We start from the raw sequence: 20,208 nt of genomic DNA on the forward strand, positions 1-20,208 counted from the left end.
TACGTCACAGTTTCGAACGAAATATTAGCGAAGCCCCCTCATCGCCAGATGAAGGAAATTTCACGACGTAGCGAGAACGCGGTTTTTTCGGGGCTGGAGCGCCCTGTGCGCTGCGGTGGCGATGCCCACACCGGCAGCTTTTTCCTTGTGCTGGCGCTGTTTCGAGTGTCTTGGCGCCCAGCGGAGGCGCATGCTGCCGTCAGCGGTGTGGTCGCGCCGTGATCAGCGCCGGCGCCCGGCCCCTGCGCTGCACCGGATGTCGCGGCGGACAGTCGAACGCCTGGATGCAGCCGGCCGCGGTTGCCCGGGGCCGGCCGGATGCGCAGCAACCCTGTGCAGCACGGCCGGGACACCAACTCAAATCATTGATTCTAAACATGAAGTTACCGGGACGGAGACTGCCCGGGCGCGCATCACGGCAGCATGTCAGGCCTGAACATCGCGCGCCGGCTGATGACCTTGCCGGCCACCATGAATGCGCCGTCGCCGGTGTAGTGCAGCGTCCGCGGATGGCGCGGGGAAGGCGCCACATGCGCCTTGACGACTTCGAAGATGAAGAAGTTGTAGCGCTCCACCAGCGCGTCATCGCGCTGCCGGCACTCGAAATGCGCGTGGCATGCCGCGACCAGCGGAGCGCGAACGATGCTGGCCTGCGCCGTCGCCAGGCCATACGCGGCGAACTTGTCGACCTGCGCGCCGCTGCTGTTGCCCACGCGTACCACGCTGTCCACCAACGCCTCGGTCGGCACATTGATCACGCACTCGCGGCTGCGGCGGATCATCTCGAAACTGTGGTTGCCGCGGGAGATCATCAACCCGACCAGTGAAGGCGAGAACTCCAGCACCGTGTGCCAACCCAGCGTCATGACGTTGGAACGCCCCTGCCAGTGCGAGGAGACCAGCACGATGGGGCCGGGCTCCAGGTAGCGGCGCACGTTCTGGACCGGGAAATCCTGCTTCTGGCGAGGCGATGGCATCAGCGCGCTCCTGTGGTGGCCCCATCATGCCGCCACGCACGCCGCCCTGCCAACGCGCCGACCGCCGTCGACACGCGACGGCCGGGCGCGAACGATCAGGCGGGCTGCAGGCCCGGACGGCCGTGGGCGATGGCATAGCGTCGCCAGCTTTCCAGCTTGCCGCCGGGCTGCATCACCTGGTCCAGCGTCTTCATGTCGCCGATCCAATGGTCACGGGTGACATCACACAGCACGTAGCCGCGTTTGTCGGTGGTCGCCTTCAGGTGTGGGCTGTGCTGCAGCAGGTTGCGCGCCAGCGCATCCTCGCCCTGGCCGTCGGCACCGGAGGTGATCGAGGTGGCCAGGAACTCGCTGGAGATCACCCCGCTGTCGGCGTTGTCCTGCACCAGGTCGCTGGCGTAGTGGCGGTGCGCATCGCCACAGGCGGTGACGACATTGCCGAACCCCACCCGCTGGATGTGATCAAGCAGGCGCCGGCGGCTGTCCAGGTAGCCGGACCACTGGTCGTCGGAAGACACCAGCACCCCGTCCTTCTCGCGCAGGTAGTTGCCCAGCGACACCTGGTGGGCAATCGTGTGCCAACGCGGCGTGGCGTCGGACAGGCCATCGAACAGCCAGCGTTCCTGCGCCGCGCCCACGATGCTGCGTTCCGGCGATTCCACCAGGGCACGCTGCGTCATGTCGACCTGGCGGCTGCGGTACTGGCGGGTATCGAGCAGGTGCAGGTCCATCAGCGTGCCGTAGCGTGCGCGCCGGTACATCTGCATGTGGCCATCCCGCGGGAAGGCACTGCGTCGCAACGGCATGTTCTCGTAATAGGCCTGGAAGGCCTGTGCACGGCGCAGCAGGAACAGTTCGCCTAGCGTTCCGTCCTGATCCTCCGCGCCGGCCCAGTTGTTGTCCACCTCGTGGTCATCGAAGGTGACGAACCACGGCGCGGCCGCATGTGCCGCCTGCAGGTCGGCATCGCTGTGGTATTGCGCGTAGCGGCGCCGGTAATCATCCAGCGTGTAGGTCTGCGGGCCCACGTGGTTGCGCAGGTTGGTGAATGGCTGCCCGTTCATGCGGCGCACGCCGGGCTGGCTCTCGCCTTCGTAGATGTAGTCGCCGTAGTGGAAGACGAAGTCCAGCGGCTCCTCGGCGATGCAGCGCCAGGCGGTGTAGTGGCCCTCTTCGTAGTGCTGGCAACCGGCCACCGCGAAGCGGACCCGGTCCACCTCGGCCGTGGGTGACGGCAGCGTGCGGGTGCAGCCGGTCGCACTGGCGTGGCCCGCAATACTGAAGCGGTACCAGTACGGCCGTCCCGGTGCGAGCCCTTCCAGCTCCACGTGCACCGAGTGGCCCAGTTCCGGATGCGCCAGCGCCGAACCGCTGCGCAGCACCCGGCGCATGCCCGCGTCATCGGCCAGCTGCCAGTCCACGATCAACGGCCGCGCCGGCATGCCCCCGCCGTACTGCAGCGGCTCGGTGGCCAGCCGCGTCCACAGCACCATGCCATCCGGCGCGGGGTCGCCCGAAGCCACGCCCAGGGTGAACGGCGTGCCGGCAAAGCGTGGCGTGGCGAGCAGGTTGCGCGGGTTCAAGGCCTTGGCATCGAGCTCGGCGGCCAGGGCGGCGGCGGTACCCATCCATGCGCCGGCCGTGGCCAGCCCGGAAAGCGCCAGGAAGCGCCTGCGGTTGATCTTGTCCATGGCGTGCCTGCTCAGTTGTAGATGATGTGGAAGTAGTAGAAGCGGCCGTAGTCGTCGATCTCGGTACGGAAGCGCCCGTCCGGCCCGGTGCTGTAGGTCGGCTGCGTGTTGAACAGGTTCTTGGCTTCGTACTTGAGCGTGAAGTGCTTGCTGACCTTGTGGCTGAAGGCCAGGTTGAAGGTCATGTACGGGTCGTAGTACGAGTCCAGCCACTGCGTGTCACCGAAGTCCACCAGCATGCGCGTGCGGTAGGTGCCGGAGACACGCAGCTGCGCCTTCTGCCAGGGCATGCGCCAGATCACCGAACCGTTGAGCGACCAGTCCGGCTGGTACAGCAGGCGGTCCAGGCGGCGTTCGGTGCCGTCACTGATCTTGTAGTTGGTCTGCCCGTCCAGGCGGGTGGCATTGAAGAACATGTCCAAGCGCTGGCGACCCCAGCGCAGGTTGCGGTTGGCCACGGCGAACTCCACGCCGCGCAGCTTCGATTCGTCGGTGTTCATCGGCTGGGTCACCCGGTAGGTGGTGTCACCGATGTCCTGGAAGGTGGTCAAGGTGTAGATGTCGTCCTTGATCACCTTGTCGAACAACGCCACCGAGACGATGCCGTTGTTGCCGTTGAAGTACATGTCCCAGGCCAGGTCGATGTTGGTGGCCCGGCGCGGGTCCAGCCCGGCATTGCCCTGCTTGATGGTGCAGAAGCCACGCCCGTCCTCGTCGTCGCTGCAGCTGCTGCTGGTGGCCTGGGCGATGTTGCTCGGCGTCGGCCGGCCCAGCGTCTGGCTGGCCGAGAATCGCAGTCGCTGGTCCTCGCCCAGGCTGAAGGTGGCGTTGAGCGACGGCAGCAGGTTGCTGTAGCCGCCGCTGCTCCTGCGGAAATCCGCGGTATACGTGGTGCCGCCGTTGGCGCTGTACGGGCTGTAGGCGTCGAACGAGGTGTCGTCGTAGCGCAGGCCGCCGATCAGCAGCAGCCGGTCCCAGGCGTAATGCGCCGAGACATAGGCATTGGCGATGTCCTCCACGTACTTGTAGTCACTGGTGAAGTCGGCGTTCGGGTAGGCCGCGTCGTTGTTGCCCAGCGTCGGCAGCAGTTCATCGGTCCACTTGGGGTTGTCGATCAACGGGAAGCCCGGCACCGTGCCCAGCAGCGTCGCGCCCGGGTACAGGTAGTCGTTGAGCGTGGCGCTGGTCTTGTAGTAGTCGAAGTCGATGTCCTGCCAGATGTTCAGGTGCCGGTACTCGGCGCCGGCGGCCAGCCCGAAGCCACGCGCATCGGCACCGATGTTGTGGGTGAAGTCGACGCGCAGGTTGTCGATCGTCTCCTTGGCATCGCGCGGCGAGATGTACGCCTGCGCCGGGTTGAGCTTGAACGCCGAGCTGGTCAGCAGGCTGGGGTCGGACACGCCCACTGCATTGGGGAAGCCATGCTTGTCGTTGGCATAGTCCACGAACAGGTTGCTGGGATAGGCACGCACGCCCCAGTAGGTCTGGGTGTTGTTGAAGGTTTCCTCGGTATGGCCGCCGCGCAGGGTCAGCCGGGTGTCCTGGCCCAGGTCCCAGCTGAAGTTGGCGATCGCACCACGGTTGCTGCGGTCCCAGCGGTCGTGCCGGTTCTTGATGTAGATGCTGTTGATCTGCGTGGTGCCGCCCTCGGCGGTCTGGTCCCGGATCGGGAACTTGGCGTTGGAGTACAGGTCGGTCTTGTTCATCGTCGAGTTCTCGTAGAACCGGTACGAGTACAGCAGCAACGAGGCGTAGAACGGGTCCTGCGAGGGCTTCCACTCCAGCTTGGCCGAGCCACCGAAGTTGGTGATGAAGTTGGTGTAGGTGCCGGTGCTGAAGTTGCCGGGCGCGCGCAACCCGTTCCAACCCTTGAGTTCGGTCGGGTCGGTGCTGCCGTCGGTCAGGTACTTGCCCGCGTCGTTGAAGTAGTAGTTCGACTCCACCCAGCGCTTGGTGCTGTTGCGCGAGCGCTGCTCGTAGCGTGCCACCGCGACGATGCCGAACTGGTCATCGGCGCCGAACTGGTCGGAGAACACCAGCTTGGCGCTTTTGCCGAAGTGGCCGAGCGTCTTGTGGTCACCGCCGGCACTGCGGTCGACATGGGTCTGGGCAGTGGAGTAGATGCCGGCAACGTCGGCGAACACATACTTGCCGGAGCGATCGAACGCACTGCGGCTGATGATGTCGATGACGCCGCCGATCGCGTCCGGCGCCTGCTCGGCGCTGAAGCTCTTGTAGATGTCGGTGCGGGTGCCGATGTCGCTGGGGATCAGCTGCAGGTTGTTCATGCGCTCGCCCGAGCCGCTGCCGCCGACGCTGGCAATGGCGATGCCGTCGATGGTGGTGTAGTTGAGGTTGGCCTGCACGCCGCGCACGGTGACGTAGCGCGGCTCGCCGGCGTCCTCCACCGCACTCAGCCCCGGCGCCGCCATCAGGCTTTCGGCGAGCGTCTCGTCGCCGTAGCTGTCCATCTCATCGTAGATCACCGAATCCTTGATCACCGGCGAGTGCTTCTTCTGGTCGATGACCTCGTGGGCGGCGATCACCTTGACCGTGCCCAGCGTGGCGGCGGCGGCCGGGACGCTCTCGCGCGGCCTGGGCGGCGGCGCGGCTGGTGCTCGCGGGGCCGGCGCCGGTGCCGGGTCGATGGCGATGACGTTGCCTTCCATCACCGTGTAGCCCAGCCCGGTGCCCTCCAGCAGCGTGTCCAGCGCCTGCCTGACCGTCGCGCCCGGTGCCACCGCACCGGCCATGCGTGGCGTGCCGGCGGCCGCGTACAGGAACTGCACTCCGGAGCTGCGCGAGAGCTGCTCCAGCGCGCGGTTCAGTGGCTGTGCCGCGATCGGTGCGGCCAGGCGCGCCTCCAGCCCCTGCGCAGCGGGCGCGGCGGCATGGCTGGCAAAGCAGGGGGAGAGTGCGAGGACAACCGAGAGGTAGAGCTTGTTGCGCATCACGATTCCTGGGAGGAGGTAGGCAGTTGCGCCGTCGTCGAAAACGAAGACGGCCTATTCCAGGAATGAGCGGGAAAGCGCGGGAATGGAGAACGCGGATTCGATGAATTTTTTTTGACAGCCATCGATCAGCGGCTGGATACGCGCACCGTGTCACCGTCACGTTCGACCACGAAGCGCGGGTCACGCGCCAGGAACGCCTGCAGCGCATCGATGCGGTGGGCTTCCAGGCTGCCGGACAGGCGCATCGCCGCGGCGCGCGTATCGGTGACCTGCACCTGCACCTGGTTGTGCCGGTTGAAGGCGGCGGCCACCTCGTCCAGGCGCTCGTCCAGGAAGGAGACCTTGCGCTGCTGCCAATCCAGCAGCATCGACGCCGGCATGTCGAGCGACTGCACCGCCTGGCTGGCGTCCTCGACCAGCACCACGCGCCCGGCATCCAGCTGCGCCAGCCGCCGTGTGTCCCTGCCCCCGCTCCATATCTCCACTTCACCCGACACCACGCCGACGCGGGTGCCCTGCAGGCGGCGCGCCACGTCGAACACCGTGCCGATGTCGCGGATGCGCAGCCCCGCCACGTTCACCTCGAACGGCCGGCGGTCGGCGACGACATCGAAACTGGCTTCGCCGTGCAGCAGTTCGACCTGCCGCCCGAACCAACCCATGCGCACCTGCACGGTGCTGTCCGCGTTGAGCCGCAGCTTGCTGCCATCGGCCAGCACGATGTCGCGCAACTGGCCGTGCCCGGCACTGAAGCGCGTCGGCTGCGGCCAGAGGTGCGGGGCCAGCCCGCCCACTGCCAGCAGCAGGCAGGCCGCGCCGGCCAGCGCGCGCCAACGCCACCGGCGCGGTGTGCGCTGCGGCTGGCGATGCCGCGGCGCGACGGTGAACAAGGGCACGACATTGCCCTGCGCGCGGCCAGTTCCCGCACGTGCCGGTGTCGGCGCCATCGCCGCGCCCACCTGGCGGTGCAGGTTCAGCGCGCGCAGGTAGGCGCGCACGTGTTCGGGCGAATGCTGCAGCCAGGCCAGGAAGGCGGCTTCCTGGGCGGCATCCAGCTCCCCCTGGCGATGGCGCAGGAACCAGTCCAGCGCCTGCTGGCCAGGATCTTCGGCATCGGCCCGCGATGACGCCTGGCTCATGCTTCCTCCGTGATGCACAAGGCTTTCCTGCAGGCCTCCAGGCCCTTGCCGATGTGTTTGCGCACCATGTGCACGGACACGCCCAGCTCGGTGCCGATCCGGCTGCATTCCAGGCCTTCGCGGTAATGCAGCTCCATGACCTGGCGGGTGACCTCGGGCAACTGCGCGATGGTGCTGCGCACGTCGCTCCAGCGCTGCATGCGCTCGAAGTCGCCTTCCAGGTCCTCTTCGCTCTTCAGTACCTCGGCCAGCAGGTCCACGTCCTCCAGGGCCGGCTGCAGGCTGCGCGAACGCGCCTGCTCGCGCGCCAGGTTGGCCGCGACGGTATACAGGTAGGCTTCGGGGTTGGCGATGGCCTCGGCGTTGTCGCCGGTGCTGCGCAGCAGCCGCAGGTAGACCTCCTGGGCCAGGTCCTCGGCATCGGCGGCGTGCGAGCCCCGGCGGAGGAAGAAGCCACGCAGCAGCCTGCGGCGCAGCGCATAGCTCTTCTCCCAGATCCGTACGCTGCTCACGACCGCCCACCGAGGCACAGAAGCGGCGCATCATCGCGGCCGATGATGACAGCGGCATTGCACGCCATCGGGCGCGCCTGCCCTGCCCGTCGCTGGCCTGCATCCACCTGACCGGCTGCACCGGCACGGCGCGGAAAAGCAGAAACCCCGGATCGCTCCGGGGTTCCTGGGCATTCCGGGAGGTTCCCGGAAGTGAATCTGGCGCGCCCGGAGGGATTCGAACCCCCGACCAATGGCTTCGGAAGCCACTACTCTATCCGGCTGAGCTACGGGCGCAGAGTAGACCCGACCCGGATCGCCGGGCGGAGGCGCATTCTAACGACAAAGTGGCCGCAGGTCTTCCCCCACTCAGCTTCGTCGTCGCGCTGGGGCCCGCCCGGGCCCAACTGGTACCCTTTACGCATGAGCCGTCTCCCCCGAAATCCGCCCGCCGCCGGCACCCCGTCGCGGTTCGGGCACTACTGGAAGCTGATGCGCGCCGATCGCCCGATCGGCACCCTGCTGCTGCTGTGGCCCACCTGGTGGGCGCTGTGGCTGGCCGCCGACGGCCTGCCCCCGCTGTGGACGTTGTTCGTGTTCACCGCTGGCGTCTGGCTGACCCGCTCGGCCGGCTGCGTGATCAACGACTACGCCGACCGCTGGCTGGACCCGCACGTCAAGCGCACCAAGGAGCGGCCGCTGGCCACCGGGGCGGTCTCCGGCCGCGAGGCGTTGGCCCTGTTCGCCGGGCTGATGCTGGCGGCGTTCGCGCTGGTGCTGACGATGAATGCGCTGACCATCGGCCTGAGCTTCATCGGTGTGTTCCTGGCCGCCAGCTATCCCTACCTGAAGCGCTACACCCACCTGCCGCAGGTCTACCTGGGCATGGCCTTCGGCTGGGGCATCCCGATGGCGTTCGCCGCGGTGCAGGGCGAAGTGCCGCCGCTGGGCTGGGTGCTGTACGGCGCCAACATCCTCTGGTCCACCGCCTACGACACCTGGTACGCCATGGTCGACCGCGACGACGACCTGAAGGTCGGCTCGCGCTCCACGGCCATCCTGTTCGGCGAGCTGGACCTGGTCATCCAGGGCATCCTGTACGCCCTGTTCTTCGGCGCGATGGCCCTGGTCGGGCAGCGCGCGGCGCTCGGCAGCGCGTACTGGGCCACCCTGGCGGTGGCCCTGGCAATGGTGGTCTACGAGTTCTGGCTGTGCCGCAACCGCGAGCGCGAGCCCTGCTTCAAGGCCTTCCTGCACAACAACTGGGTCGGCGCGGTGTTGTTCGCCGGCATCGTCGCCAGCCAGTACCTCAACCGATAGCAGAAGGCCCGCAATGCGGGCCTTCTTCCATCTACGCAGCAGCGCCTCCAGGCGCGAGGCCGACACCCTGCAACGGGTTCCGGCTCTTCCCGCCCCGGCACCATCGCCGGCTTCGCGGCCCAGGCCTCACCTGCGCCGCTCAGGCTTTCAGCGCGCGCAACCGGAACGCCGCGATCACCTGCAGCACCCCGTACACCAGGGCCAGCGCACCGATCCACAACGAGGTCACCATCAGCCCCGACAAGGGGTTGAGCGCGAACATCACGCCCAGCGCGACCGCCAGCAGGCCACTGAGTACCAACATCCACTCGCCGCGGATGTGCTTGCGCACGCGGATGGCGAACACGATGCGATAGATGCCACCGACGATCAGCCAGCCGGCCAGGAACAGCAGCAACACGCTGGCCGTGGCCAACGGGTTGAGGATGGCCAGCACGCCGAAGGCGATCGATACCAGGGCATAGAACACCGCCCAGCCCCGGGACACCGGCGCCGCGCCGCTGACCAGGCCGACCAGCACCACCACGCCCTCGACCACCGCCATCACGCCCAGCCACCACGCCAGCAGGGCCGCCGTGCGCACCGGCGACATCAGCGTCAGCACGCCAAACACCACCGCCAGCAGCCCGAACAGCAGCACCACCCACCAGTTGCGCGTCAGCGCACTGAACAACGAACCTGCGGGAAACACCGGGGAACCGCCCATAGCCATCTCCTCATGTGATGCACGAAAGTTGATACCCCCTCGGCACTGACTTTATGCCACCGGCGCTGTCATGGCGCGATCACGGCACCCGCGCGCAGATCCAGGCGTCCACCCGGGTCACGCCGGCACGGCGCAGGGCAAGCGCCGCCGCCTGCAGCGTGGTGCCGGTGGTCATCACGTCATCCAGCAATGCCACGTGCGCCGGCAAGCCCGGCCTGGCGAGGAAGGCCGCGCGCAGGTTGCGCCGCCGCTGGTCGGCATCCAGCTCCGACTGCGGCATGGTCGCGCGCGTCCGGCGCAGCCCATCGCAAAGCGGGATGCCCAGCGCCCGGGCCAGGGGCCGGGCCAGCTCGCGCGCCTGGTCATAGCCGCGCTGCCGGTACCGCGCACGGTGCAGCGGTACCGGCAGCAGCGCCTGTGGCCGCGCCACGCCGGACAAGCGCTCGGCCATCAACCCGGCCAGCAGGCGGCCGGCCGGCAGGTCGCGATGGAACTTGAAGCGCCGCAGCAGCCCATCGACCGGGCTGGCGTACAGGAATGCCGCGTGCACCTGCTCCAGCACCGGCCGCTGCTGCCGGCAGAACCCGCAGACCTGCCCGGCGTCACCGGCCGACAGGGGCAGCGCGCAACGCAGGCAGGCCGCGCCCTGCCACGGCAGGTCCCCGGCGCAGGCGCGGCACAGGTCGCGCCCGCCGGCACCGGCCTCGCCGCACACCAGGCACTGCGGCGGGAACACCCCGCGGGACAGCCCTCCGGCCATCCTGTAAACCATCGATATCATGTTCAGGTTGACAGCTTCGCGCATGCTCACCAGACTGCGCCGCTTCTGTAGTCACCACCGTCAGGTAACACCGATGTCCGCTGTCATCCGCCACGACTGGAAACGCGAAGAGCTGCTGGCCCTGTTCGAGCTGCCGTTCCCCGAACTGCTGCACCGGGCCGCCAGCGTGCACCGCGCCCATTTCGACCCGGCCGAGGTGCAGGTCTCCACGCTGCTGTCGGTCAAGACCGGCGGCTGCCCGGAAGACTGCGCCTACTGCCCGCAGGCGCAGCGCTACGACACCGGCGTGGACGCGCAGAAGCTGATGGACACCGACAGCGTGGTCGCCCGCGCCCGCGCCGCCAAGCAGGCCGGCGCCTCGCGCTTCTGCATGGGCGCGGCCTGGCGCTCGCCCAAGGACCGCGACATCCCCAAGGTCGCGGCGATGATCCAGGAAGTGAAGGCGCTCGGCCTGGAGACCTGCGCCACCCTGGGCATGCTGGAAGGCCACCAGGCGCAGGCACTGAAGGACGCCGGGCTGGACTACTACAACCACAACCTGGACACCGCGCCGGATTACTACGACTCGATCATCCATACCCGCCAGTACCAGGACCGCCTGGACACGCTGGAGCACGTGCGCAATGCCGGGCTGAAGACCTGCTGCGGCGGCATCGTCGGCATGGGCGAGACCCGCGAGCACCGCGCCGGCCTGCTGCTGGCCCTGGCCAACCTGCCGGCGCACCCGGACTCGGTGCCGATCAACCGGCTGGTGCAGGTGGCCGGCACCCCGCTGCACGGCAGTGCCGAGCTGGACCCGTTCGAGTTCGTGCGCATGATCGCCGTGGCCCGCATCGCCATGCCGCGCTCGATGGTGCGCCTGTCGGCCGGCCGCGAGAGCATGAGTGATGAACTGCAGGCGCTGTGCTTCCTGGCTGGTGCCAACTCCATCTTCTACGGCGAGAAGCTGCTGACCACCGGCAACCCGGACACCGAGCGCGACCAAGCCCTGTTCGCCCGCCTCGGCATCCGGCCGATGCAGGTGAGCGTGGACGCGGACGACCACGACCACCCCGGCACGGTGCACCTGGACATCGCCCCGGCCTGCGCCCACAGCGCCTGAGCCCCGGCTGGCGACCGCCTCCGGGAATTCTCGCGGGCAACCGGTTACGCTAACCGGCCGTCCGACCATGAACCGATGCCATGGCCCGTCCCGACATCCACGACCGCATTCAGGACCAGCGCAAGCTGCGTCTCGCGCAGAGCCGCATCCGCACCCGCCGCACCGTCGGCCGGCGTGATGGCGTGCGCCTGGAGGTCGATGGCCGCTGGCTGACCGGCTTCTGCAGCAACGATTACCTCGGCCTGGCCCAACAGTTCGAGGTCATCGCCGCGCTGCAGGACGCGGCCTCGCGCGAGGGCGTGGGCAGCACCGCCTCGCACCTGGTCTGCGGCCACCACAGCCTGCACCAGCAGCTGGAACGGGAGATGGCCGACTGGCTCGGCTACCCGCGTGCGCTGCTGTTCGACAGCGGCTTCATGGCCAACCTGGCCGTGCAGCAGGCGCTGTTGAGCGAGGAGACCGACGTCTGCGTGCAGGACCGGCTCAACCACGCCAGCCTGCTCGACGCCACCCGCCTGGCCGGTTGCCGGCTGCGCCGTTACCCGCACCTGGACAGCGAAGGCGCGATGCGCCAGCTCAAGAACGCCGCCGACGGCGCCGCCATGCTGATCAGCGACGGCGTCTTCAGCATGGATGGCGACATCGCCCCACTGCGTTCGCTGGCGCTGGTGGCACGCATGCAGGAAGCTCTGTTCTACGTCGACGACGCACATGGCATCGGCGTGGTCGGCGAACACGGCCGCGGCTGCGTGGCCGACGCCGGGCTGGGCGTGAACGAAGTGCCGCTGCAGCTGGCCACGCTGGGCAAGGCGCTCGGCGGCCACGGTGCAGTGGTGCTGGGCGAGGATGCGCTGATCCAGCACCTGGCCGAGACCGCGCGCCCGTACATCTACACCACCGCGCTGCCACCGGCGCAGGCCGCCGCCTCGCTGGCGGCGGTCAAGCTGGCGCGCCGCGACCATTGGCGCCGCGACAAGCTCACCGAGCTGATCACCACCTTCCGTGAGGGCGCGCGCCGCCACGGACTGGAACTGATGCCGTCGGAAACCCCGATCCAGCCGCTGCTGTGCGGCGACGAGGCCACGGTGATGGCGCTGTCGGCGACGCTGGAACAATCCGGCTTCCTGGTCAGCGCGATCCGCCCGCCGACCGTGCCCGAAGGCAAGGCGCGGCTGCGCGTGACGCTGTCGGCACTGCACACCGTGGACCAGGTCAAGGCGCTGCTGGAAGCCATCGCCAAGGCCCGCGACCTGGTGCTCTACCAGAAATCATTGAACACCGTCGGCGCCTGAGCAGGTTGTACGCCCCATGCATATCGAAGTCACCGGCAGCGGACCGGCACTGGTCCTGATCCACGGCTGGGCATTGCATGGCGGCATCTTCGCACCGCTGGTCGAACGGCTGGCGGGGCAGTTCGAGCTGCACATTGTCGACCTGCCCGGCCATGGCCACAGCCGTGACGACGCCACTCCGTTGCGGCTGCCCTACCTGGTCAACGCCATCGCCGCCGCCACCCCGCCCGCGGTGTGGTGCGGCTGGTCGCTGGGCGGGCTGGTGGCCCTGCATGCCGCCGCCACCCTGCCGCAGGTGCGCGGACTGGCCATGCTGGCCGCCACGCCACGCTTCGTGCGCGGCGACGACTGGCCCGATGCGGTCCAGGCCAGCGTGTTCGAACAGTTCGGGCGTGACCTGGAACAGGACTACCGTGGCACGCTGGAGCGCTTCCTCGCGCTGGACGTGATGGGTTCCCAGCACGGCCGCAGCGAGCTGCGCACCCTGCGCGAGGCCCTGGTCGCCCGCGGCGAGCCGGCGCCGCGCGCCCTGCACGAAGGCCTGGCCCTGCTCGAGCGCAGCGACCTGCGCGGCGCGCTCCCCAGCCTGCACAAGCCCGGCCTGTGGATCGGCGGCCAGCGCGACCGGTTGGTGCCGGCCCACGCGATGCACGCCGCCGCTGCGTTGGCGCCGGCCGGCCTGCACCTCGCGCACAGCATCGAAGGCGGTGGCCACGCGCCGTTCCTGGGCCACGCCGACCAGGTCGCCGGGCTGCTGCAACACTTCGTTGCAGGCTGCGCGTGAGCATTTGTCCGATCATGTCGCTCCCCGCGTCGCACGAGGAATAAGCATGGATCTTGGAATCGCCGGCCGCTGGGCCCTGGTCTGTGGCGCCAGCAAAGGCCTGGGCCTGGGTTGCGCACGCGCATTGGCGGCCGAAGGCGTCAACGTGGTCATCGTTGCGCGCGGTGCCGACGCACTGGAAGCGGCTGCAGCGGACCTGCGCGCCCTGCCCGGTGCCGCGCAGGTGGTCACCGTCGCCACCGACATCACCACCGCGCAGGGCCGTGCCACGGCGCTGGCGGCGTGCCCGCAGGTCGACATCCTGGTCACCAACGCCGGCGGCCCACCCGCCGGGGATTTCCGTGACTGGGACCGGGACACCTGGCTGGCCGCGCTGGACGCCAACATGCTCACCCCGATCGAACTGATCCGCGCCACCGTCGATGCGATGGCCGCGCGCGGCTACGGCCGCGTGGTCAACATCACCTCCAGCTCGGTGAAGGCCCCCATCGACGTGCTCGGCCTGTCCAACGGCGCACGCTCGGGCCTGACCGGTTTCATCGCCGGCATCGCCCGCACCCACCTGGCCCGCAATGTCACCGTCAACAACCTGCTGCCCGGCGCCTTCGACACCGACCGCCTGCGCGGCATCCTGCAGGCCAGCGCAGACAAGCAAGGGCAGCCGCTGGCGGACGTCTCCGCGCGCCGCCAGGGCAGCATCCCCGCCGGCCGCTTCGGCACTGCCGACGAATTCGGTGCCACCTGCGCGTTCCTGTGCAGCGTGCATGCCGGCTACATCACCGGGCAGAACCTGCTGATCGACGGCGGCGCCTACCCCGGCACCTTCTGACTCCCGACCTTACCGACGTACCCGCCATGTCTTCCCTGTTCGATCCCAAGCACGTCCGCCGCGCCTTCTCGCGCGCCGCCTCCAGCTACCACGCCGCGGCGGCACTGCAGCAGGAGGTGGCCAAGCGGTTGCTGGAATCCCTGGACTACCTGGCCGACAAGCAACCGCAGGTGGTGCTGGACGTGGGCAGCGGTCCGGCCCACGCCACCGCGGTGATGAAGAAGCGCTGGCCCAAGGCGCAGGTGATCGCGCTGGACCTGGCCCTGCCGATGCTGGTCGAGGCAAAGCAGCAGGCCGGCTGGTGGCGCCCGTTCTCGCGGGTGTGCGCCGACGCGCGCGCCCTGCCGCTGGCCGACAACAGCGTGGACGTGATCTTCAGCAACCTGTGCCTGCAGTGGGTGGAAGACCTGCCGGCGGTGTTCGCCGGCTTCCGCCGCGTGCTCAAGCCCGGCGGCCTGCTGGTGTGCTCCACCTTCGGCCCGGACACGCTGGTGGAACTGCGCGAAGCCTTCGCACAGGCCGACGACACCGCGCACGTCAGCCGCTTCGTGCAGATCGCCCAGTTCGGTGATGCGCTGATGATGGCCGGCTTCCGCGACCCGGTGCTGGACCGCGACCTGTTCACCCTGACCTACGACGACCTGCCGGCGCTGATGCGCGAGCTCAAGGCGATCGGCGCGACCAACGCGATGAGCAACCGCCGCCACACGCTGACCGGCCGCAGCCGCTTCGCCGCCGCCAGCCAGGCCTACGAGCCGCTGCGCGGCGCCGACGGCAAGCTGCCCAGCAGCTGGGAAGTCATCTACGCCCATGCCTGGGCACCGGAACCGGGCGCCCCCATCCGCGAACACGGCCACGACGTCGCCGCCGTGCCGGTCTCGGCCATCCCGATCCGCCGCAAGCAGTAGGCGCGGCCCCGCGCGCAAGGCGGCATCGCGCAGGAGCAGCCCCGGCCGCGAAGCCGATACCGCCTCAGCGTCGGATCAGGCGCTGACCTGCGTGATCCAGTCCTGCAGGTTGTAGTAATTGCTCACGCGGCTGATCCGCCCATCACGCACGTCGAAGAACGCACCGCCCGGCAGCACATAGCGTTGCCCCTGCGCCGGCGGCAGGCCGTCGTCGGTGTGGTGGTATTGGCCATGCACCACGTACTCGGCCGCCACCCGCAGGCCATCCTCGCTCGCCATCACCACCACATCGCGCAGTTGTTCGCGGTAGCTGGCTTCCATGCGTTGCAGGAACATGGCAAATGCCTGGCGACCGACCTCGCGCGCGCCCTGGTTCAGGTCATGCGCCACGTCGTCGGCCAGCCGTTCCAGCATGCCGGCCCAATCGCCGCGGTTGAAGGCATCGTAGTAGCCGCGCACCAGCGCGATCGCCTGCTGGCGGGAAGTATCGTCGTTGCTCATGCAGAACCCCTGCGTGTCGTGCGCCGCCGTCGCGCCTCAGGCGCCCTTGACGAACAGGTCGCGGTGGAAGAAATAGATTTCCTGTGCCAGGAAGCGCCAGCTGGTGTGGAAGCTGCGGAAGCGCGTGCTCGGCGTGGAGGAGGCCAACGCGTCGATGCCCAGTTCGTGCGACAGGCGCAGCGCGCGCGCCATGTGCAGCGGGTCGCTGACCACGATCACCCGGTGCATGTCGTTCTGCGCCATCACCCGGCGCGCCTCGACCAGGTTCTGCCGAGTGGTCCGCGAGCGGGTCTCGATCAGGATGTCCTCGGCTGGGATCTTCTGCTTGAGCGCGTAGCGGCGCGCCACCTGCGACTCGGAGAAGCGCGCGCGTGACCCGCCAAACCCGCCGGTGAAGATCAGCTTGGGCGCATAGCCCTGCCGGTACAGGTCCAGCCCGTGGCGGATGCGCTCCTCGAACACCGGCGAAGGCTTGGCGTCATACGCCGCCGCGCCCAGCACGATGATCGCATCGGCCGGCGCGGCCTGGTCGCGGTCACCCACCCAGATGATCCATGCCGCCACGCCCAGCAACCACAACGCCAGCAACACCCCGAACCGCCACAACCAACCCACCAGGCCGGTGCGTCCCTTGCTGCTCATTCCTTCCCCCACGGCAACGCATCCAGATCCACGTTGCCGCCGCTGAAGATCAACCCCACGTTGCGCCCGGCGAAACGCTCCGGCTGTGCCAGCACCGCGGCCAGGGTGATCGCCGATGACGGCTCGACCACCTGCTTCATCACCTGCCAGACCCGCCGCATCGCGGTCACGGTGTCCACGTCATCGACGGTGATCACCTCGGCGCGCTGGTTGAGCAGTTCGAAATTCGGTGCGCCCAGCGCGCCGCGCAGGCCATCGCAGACCGTGTCCGGCACGAAGTCCAGCAGTCGTTCGCCGGCGGCCAGGGAACGCGCGGTATCGGCGGCACCGGCCGGCTCGGCCAGCACCAGCTCGCAGTCGGGCAGCAGTTGCTGCAGGGCCAACAACGTCCCTGCGGCCAGCCCACCGCCGCCCACCGGCACCACCAGCACGTCCAGCGTCGCCCCGGCCTGCCGCACCAGCTCCAACGCCGCCGTGCCCTGCCCGGCGATCACCTTGGCGTCGGCATACGGGTGCACCAGCGTCGCCCCGGTCTCGCGCTGCACGCGCGCGCACTCGACCTCGCGCGCGGCTTGGTTCGGCGCGCAGCGCCACAACGTGGCGCCATTGCGCACGATGTTGGCCAGCTTGGTCGCCACCGCGCCCTCGGGCACCACCACGTGGCAGGGGATGCCACGCGAACGTGCCGCCAGTGCCAGCGCGGCCCCGTGGTTGCCGGAAGAATGGGTGACCACGCCACGCTGCGCCTGCTCGGCATCCAGCGACCACACCGCATTGCAGGCGCCGCGGAACTTGAATGCGCCCCCGCGCTGCAGGTGCTCGCCCTTGAAGTGCAGGCTTGCACCGGCCAGCCCGTCCAGTTCGCGCGAACGCAGTACCGGCGTGACCGTCGCGTGCGACGCGATACGCGCCGCGGCGGCCAGTACGTCAGCGAACCCGGGCAAGGAATGTTCGTTCATGGTGGAAGGTTAGCGTAGGCTCGCTGCCTTGGACCATCTCATTCGCGCATGGAATGTGTTCAGCCAAATCGGTACCGATTAAGGGCCGATTCAATCCACCAGCACGAAGCTGGCGCCATACCCATTGGGGGGGACGACACATGATCAAGCGCCTGATTGTTTCCACCGGCCTGTTGCTGGCCCTGTCCGGCTGCGCCACGTATGACTACGTCGGCGGCAGCGGTGGCGGCTACTACCATGGCTCGCCGTCGGTGCAGTACAGCTATCCGTATGGCTACCCTTACGGTGCCTACGGCGGCTATGGCTCCGGCTATTACGGTTACGGCAGCGGCTACTACGGGGGTGGCTACCCGGTCCATCGCCCGTACTACCGCCCGTACCCGCAGCGTCCGCCGCACGGCCACCGGCCGCCCCCGCCGGGCAACGGCCATGGCCATGGCGACAACCGTCCGCGTCCGCCGCGTCCGGGTGACAACCGCCCCAACCCGCCGACCCGTCCGATGCCGCCGGCCAACGGCGGTGGCAGCAAGTCGCCCTGGCGGGACATGGACCGCCTGCAGCGTCCGCAGCCCCGCGCGATGACCGAGCCACGCGCGGTTCCGCGTGCCCAGGCCATGCCGTCCCGGCCGGCCATGCAGTCCCGGCCAATGCCGGCCCGACAGCCGTCACAGAACCGCCTTCCACGCGAAGTCAGGAATGTGGAGAGATAAAAAGGTTGCATTTGCGGAAAATGCAGGCATCCTTTGTCCCACGGGTGACCGGTTGCGTCGCAAACTGACCTAAACCGGTCCCGCCCAACCGCTTCAATGTCGATGTCCGCCAGGAAATCTGGATCCCCCCTGTTCCGGCCCTGTCGGGCATCGGCGCCTAAAAAAAGACGAAGCCCCGGCCTAGGCCGGGGCTTCGTCTTTACTGCCTTGCTGCTTTCAATGCCTTGCAAGGCATTGTCGGATACCAGAGCCGGTAGTCCCCCGACTACCGGCCCCTGCTACCCCAACGTGCGCTTCGGTCGGCCCCTGTTCCAATTCCGACCTTGTTGCGCCTGTGTCGCATGCCACGTTGGGTGCAATGTATTAGCTGCAGGTTGCGTGCCAACTTTAGGCCTTCGTCTCAAGAATTTTCGTTGGCGGTAAAATCAGCAACCGGGCCGCCCTGGCACCGGAGGCATGCCCGGCAACGGACTTCACACTTCTCGACCAATCTCACGCCCATGAGCGACTCCTTCTACCGTTACGACGTCATCGTCATCGGCGGCGGCCACGCCGGCACCGAGGCCGCACTGGCCGCGGCCCGCGGCGGCGCCCGCACCCTGCTGCTGACCCACAACGTCGAGACCGTCGGCGCGATGAGCTGCAACCCGGCCATCGGCGGCATCGGCAAGGGCCACCTGGTCAAGGAGATCGACGCCCTGGGCGGTGCCATGGCGCATGCCGCCGACCGCGCCGGCATCCAGTGGCGCACCCTCAATGCCTCCAAGGGCCCGGCCGTGCGCGCCACCCGCTGCCAGGCCGACCGCAACCTGTACCGCATGGCGATCCGCGGCATCGTCGAGTCGCAGCCCAACCTGACCGTGTTCCAGGCGGCGGTGGATGACCTGGTGATCGAAGGCGACGCCGTGCGCGGCGCCATCACCCAGACCGGGCTGACCTTCCATGCCGCCGCCGTGGTGCTGACCGCCGGCACCTTCCTGGCCGGCAAGATCCACATCGGCCAGACCCAGTACACCGCCGGCCGCATGGGCGACCCGCCGGCCACCACGCTGGCCGCGCGCCTGCGCGAGCGTCCGTTCGCCATCGACCGCCTGAAGACCGGCACGCCGCCGCGCATCGACGGTCGCTCGCTGGATTACAGCGCGATGGAGGAACAGCCCGGCGATGACCCGCTGCCGGTGATGTCCTACCTGGGCGACGTGCGCGAGCATCCGCGCCAGGTCAGCTGCTGGATCACCCACACCAGCGAGCGCACCCACGAGATCATCCGCAACGCGCTGCACCGCTCGCCGCTGTACAGCGGCCAGATCGAGGGCATCGGCCCGCGCTACTGCCCGTCCATCGAGGACAAGGTGGTGCGCTTCGCCGAGAAGGACAGCCACCAGATCTTCGTCGAGCCCGAGGGTCTGGACGTGGTGGAGATCTACCCCAACGGCATCTCCACCTCGCTGCCGTTCGACGTGCAGCTGGAGCTGGTGCGCAGCATCCGTGGCTTCGAGAACGCGCACATCACCCGCCCCGGCTACGCCATCGAGTACGACTTCTTCGACCCGCGCGGGCTGAAGAACACGCTGGAGACCCGCCAGGTCGCCGGCCTGTTCTTCGCCGGGCAGATCAACGGCACCACCGGCTACGAGGAAGCCGGCGCGCAGGGCCTGCTGGCCGGCATCAACGCCGCGCTGTTCGTGCAGGGCCGCGACGGCTGGTGCCCACGCCGCGACGAGGCTTATATCGGCGTGCTGGTGGATGACCTGATCACCCACGGCACCAGCGAGCCGTACCGCATGTTCACCAGCCGCGCCGAATACCGGCTGCAGCTGCGCGAGGACAACGCCGACGTACGCCTGACCCCGACCGGCCGCGAGCTGGGCCTGGTCGATGCGCGTCGCTGGTCGGCGTTCCAGGCCAAGCAGGAAGCGGTGAGCAACGAAAGCGCGCGCCTGCGCGCCCTGTGGGCGACGCCGGCCAATGCCCTGGGCCGCGAAGTGGCGCAGGCCACCGGCGTGGCGGTGAGCCGCGAAACCAACGTGCTGGACCTGATCAAGCGCCCGGAACTGGACTACGCCAAGCTGATGCAGGTGCCCTCGCTGGGTCCGGGCGTGGACGACGCACGCGTGGCCGAGCAGGTGGAGATCAGCGTCAAGTACGCCGGCTACCTGGACCGCCAGCGCGAGGAGATCGAGCGCCAGCAGCGCCACGAGAACACCGTGATCGCCGAAGGCTTCGACTTCGCCTCCGTGCGCGGCCTGTCCGCCGAAGCATTGCAGAAGCTCGAACGCGTGCGCCCGCAGACCATCGGCCAGGCACAGCGCATCCCGGGCATGACCCCGGCGGCGATCTCGCTGCTGCTGGTACACCTGGAACGGGCACGGCGCGGCAAGGTGGCTTGAGGGGCGTTGCGCCCCTCCTCCCCCGCTACCTC

The 20,208-nt window shown here is 68.6% G+C and carries 18 protein-coding genes and 1 tRNA gene; 8 read left to right on the forward strand and 11 right to left on the reverse strand.

The features are described from left to right. Positions 1-413: 413 nt before the first annotated feature. From IB227_RS16210 to IB227_RS16235, 6 genes are all read right to left on the reverse strand, one after another. A complete protein-coding gene (locus tag IB227_RS16210; protein WP_192288239.1) occupies positions 414-977 on the reverse strand; it encodes a flavin reductase family protein in 564 nt (187 codons plus the stop codon). Positions 978-1,072: 95 nt separating this feature from the next. Beyond that, the gene (locus IB227_RS16215) at positions 1,073-2,668 is read right to left on the reverse strand and encodes an alkaline phosphatase D family protein (protein WP_192288240.1); all 1,596 of its coding nucleotides are present in this window, start codon (positions 2,666-2,668) and stop codon (positions 1,073-1,075) included. An 11-nt stretch (positions 2,669-2,679) separates the two neighbouring features. Then, positions 2,680-5,619, reverse strand: coding sequence for a TonB-dependent receptor (locus IB227_RS16220; RefSeq protein ID WP_192288241.1), 2,940 nt, complete (start codon positions 5,617-5,619; stop codon positions 2,680-2,682). 128 nt (positions 5,620-5,747) lie between these two features. Next, entirely contained in the window at positions 5,748-6,761 is a 1,014-nt protein-coding gene (locus IB227_RS16225) for a FecR domain-containing protein (RefSeq protein ID WP_192288242.1), read from the reverse strand. Beyond that, positions 6,758-7,273, reverse strand: a complete 516-nt coding sequence (locus IB227_RS16230) for an RNA polymerase sigma factor (protein ID WP_132862589.1) — start codon at positions 7,271-7,273, stop codon at positions 6,758-6,760. Before IB227_RS16230 ends, IB227_RS16225 begins: the two co-directional genes overlap by 4 nt. Positions 7,274-7,472: 199 nt before the next feature. Further along, positions 7,473-7,549: transfer RNA gene (locus IB227_RS16235), tRNA-Arg, on the reverse strand. A 126-nt stretch (positions 7,550-7,675) separates the two neighbouring features. On the opposite strand from IB227_RS16235, the gene ubiA reads away from it, so the two are divergent. Then, positions 7,676-8,572, forward strand: coding sequence for a 4-hydroxybenzoate octaprenyltransferase (gene ubiA, locus IB227_RS16240; protein WP_192288243.1), 897 nt, complete (start codon positions 7,676-7,678; stop codon positions 8,570-8,572). A gap of 139 nt (positions 8,573-8,711) precedes the next feature. On the opposite strand, the gene IB227_RS16245 is transcribed toward ubiA, so the two are convergent. Further along, positions 8,712-9,278: a DUF308 domain-containing protein gene (locus IB227_RS16245; RefSeq protein ID WP_192288244.1), complete on the reverse strand. Its 567-nt coding sequence runs from the start codon at positions 9,276-9,278 to the stop codon at positions 8,712-8,714. A gap of 79 nt (positions 9,279-9,357) precedes the next feature. Next, positions 9,358-10,083: a ComF family protein gene (locus IB227_RS16250; protein WP_192288245.1), complete on the reverse strand. Its 726-nt coding sequence runs from the start codon at positions 10,081-10,083 to the stop codon at positions 9,358-9,360. 49 nt (positions 10,084-10,132) lie between these two features. Between IB227_RS16250 and bioB the strand changes: the two genes are divergently transcribed. The 5 genes from bioB (at position 10,133) to bioC (ending at position 14,974) form a co-directional block, all read left to right on the forward strand. Further along, positions 10,133-11,161 (forward strand): biotin synthase BioB, encoded by a 1,029-nt coding sequence (gene bioB / locus IB227_RS16255; RefSeq protein ID WP_192288246.1) that lies wholly within the window; start codon positions 10,133-10,135, stop codon positions 11,159-11,161. Between the two features lie 80 nt (positions 11,162-11,241). Continuing rightward, positions 11,242-12,453 carry an 8-amino-7-oxononanoate synthase gene (bioF, locus tag IB227_RS16260; protein WP_132862422.1) on the forward strand — a complete coding sequence of 404 codons (1,212 nt, stop codon included), beginning with the start codon at positions 11,242-11,244 and terminating at the stop codon, positions 12,451-12,453. Positions 12,454-12,469: 16 nt separating this feature from the next. After that, the gene (gene bioH, locus IB227_RS16265; protein WP_192288247.1) at positions 12,470-13,237 is read left to right on the forward strand and encodes a pimeloyl-ACP methyl ester esterase BioH; all 768 of its coding nucleotides are present in this window, start codon (positions 12,470-12,472) and stop codon (positions 13,235-13,237) included. A 46-nt stretch (positions 13,238-13,283) separates the two neighbouring features. After that, complete coding sequence (locus tag IB227_RS16270) at positions 13,284-14,066, forward strand: SDR family oxidoreductase (RefSeq protein WP_192288248.1); 783 nt, start codon at positions 13,284-13,286, stop codon at positions 14,064-14,066. Positions 14,067-14,092: 26 nt separating this feature from the next. After that, positions 14,093-14,974: a malonyl-ACP O-methyltransferase BioC gene (gene bioC, locus IB227_RS16275; RefSeq protein WP_132862419.1), complete on the forward strand. Its 882-nt coding sequence runs from the start codon at positions 14,093-14,095 to the stop codon at positions 14,972-14,974. Between the two features lie 75 nt (positions 14,975-15,049). On the opposite strand, the gene IB227_RS16280 is transcribed toward bioC, so the two are convergent. From IB227_RS16280 to IB227_RS16290, 3 genes are read right to left on the reverse strand one after another with little or no spacing between them, the layout of a single operon-like run. Continuing rightward, positions 15,050-15,475: a ketosteroid isomerase-related protein gene (locus IB227_RS16280; protein WP_192288249.1), complete on the reverse strand. Its 426-nt coding sequence runs from the start codon at positions 15,473-15,475 to the stop codon at positions 15,050-15,052. A 36-nt stretch (positions 15,476-15,511) separates the two neighbouring features. Next, positions 15,512-16,129 (reverse strand): YdcF family protein, encoded by a 618-nt coding sequence (locus IB227_RS16285; protein WP_165931091.1) that lies wholly within the window; start codon positions 16,127-16,129, stop codon positions 15,512-15,514. Further along, positions 16,114-17,076 carry a pyridoxal-phosphate dependent enzyme gene (locus IB227_RS16290; protein ID WP_192288250.1) on the reverse strand — a complete coding sequence of 321 codons (963 nt, stop codon included), beginning with the start codon at positions 17,074-17,076 and terminating at the stop codon, positions 16,114-16,116. Before IB227_RS16290 ends, IB227_RS16285 begins: the two co-directional genes overlap by 16 nt. A 140-nt stretch (positions 17,077-17,216) precedes the next feature. Between IB227_RS16290 and IB227_RS16295 the strand changes: the two genes are divergently transcribed. Then, a complete protein-coding gene (locus tag IB227_RS16295) occupies positions 17,217-17,786 on the forward strand; it encodes a hypothetical protein (RefSeq protein WP_192288251.1) in 570 nt (189 codons plus the stop codon). A 500-nt stretch (positions 17,787-18,286) separates the two neighbouring features. Continuing rightward, positions 18,287-20,176, forward strand: coding sequence for a tRNA uridine-5-carboxymethylaminomethyl(34) synthesis enzyme MnmG (mnmG, locus tag IB227_RS16300; protein WP_192288252.1), 1,890 nt, complete (start codon positions 18,287-18,289; stop codon positions 20,174-20,176). Positions 20,177-20,208 lie beyond the last annotated feature (32 nt).

It is taken from the genome of Stenotrophomonas sp. STM01 (genome assembly GCF_014852135.1).
Taxonomy (GTDB): Bacteria; Pseudomonadota; Gammaproteobacteria; order Xanthomonadales; family Xanthomonadaceae; genus Stenotrophomonas; species Stenotrophomonas capsici.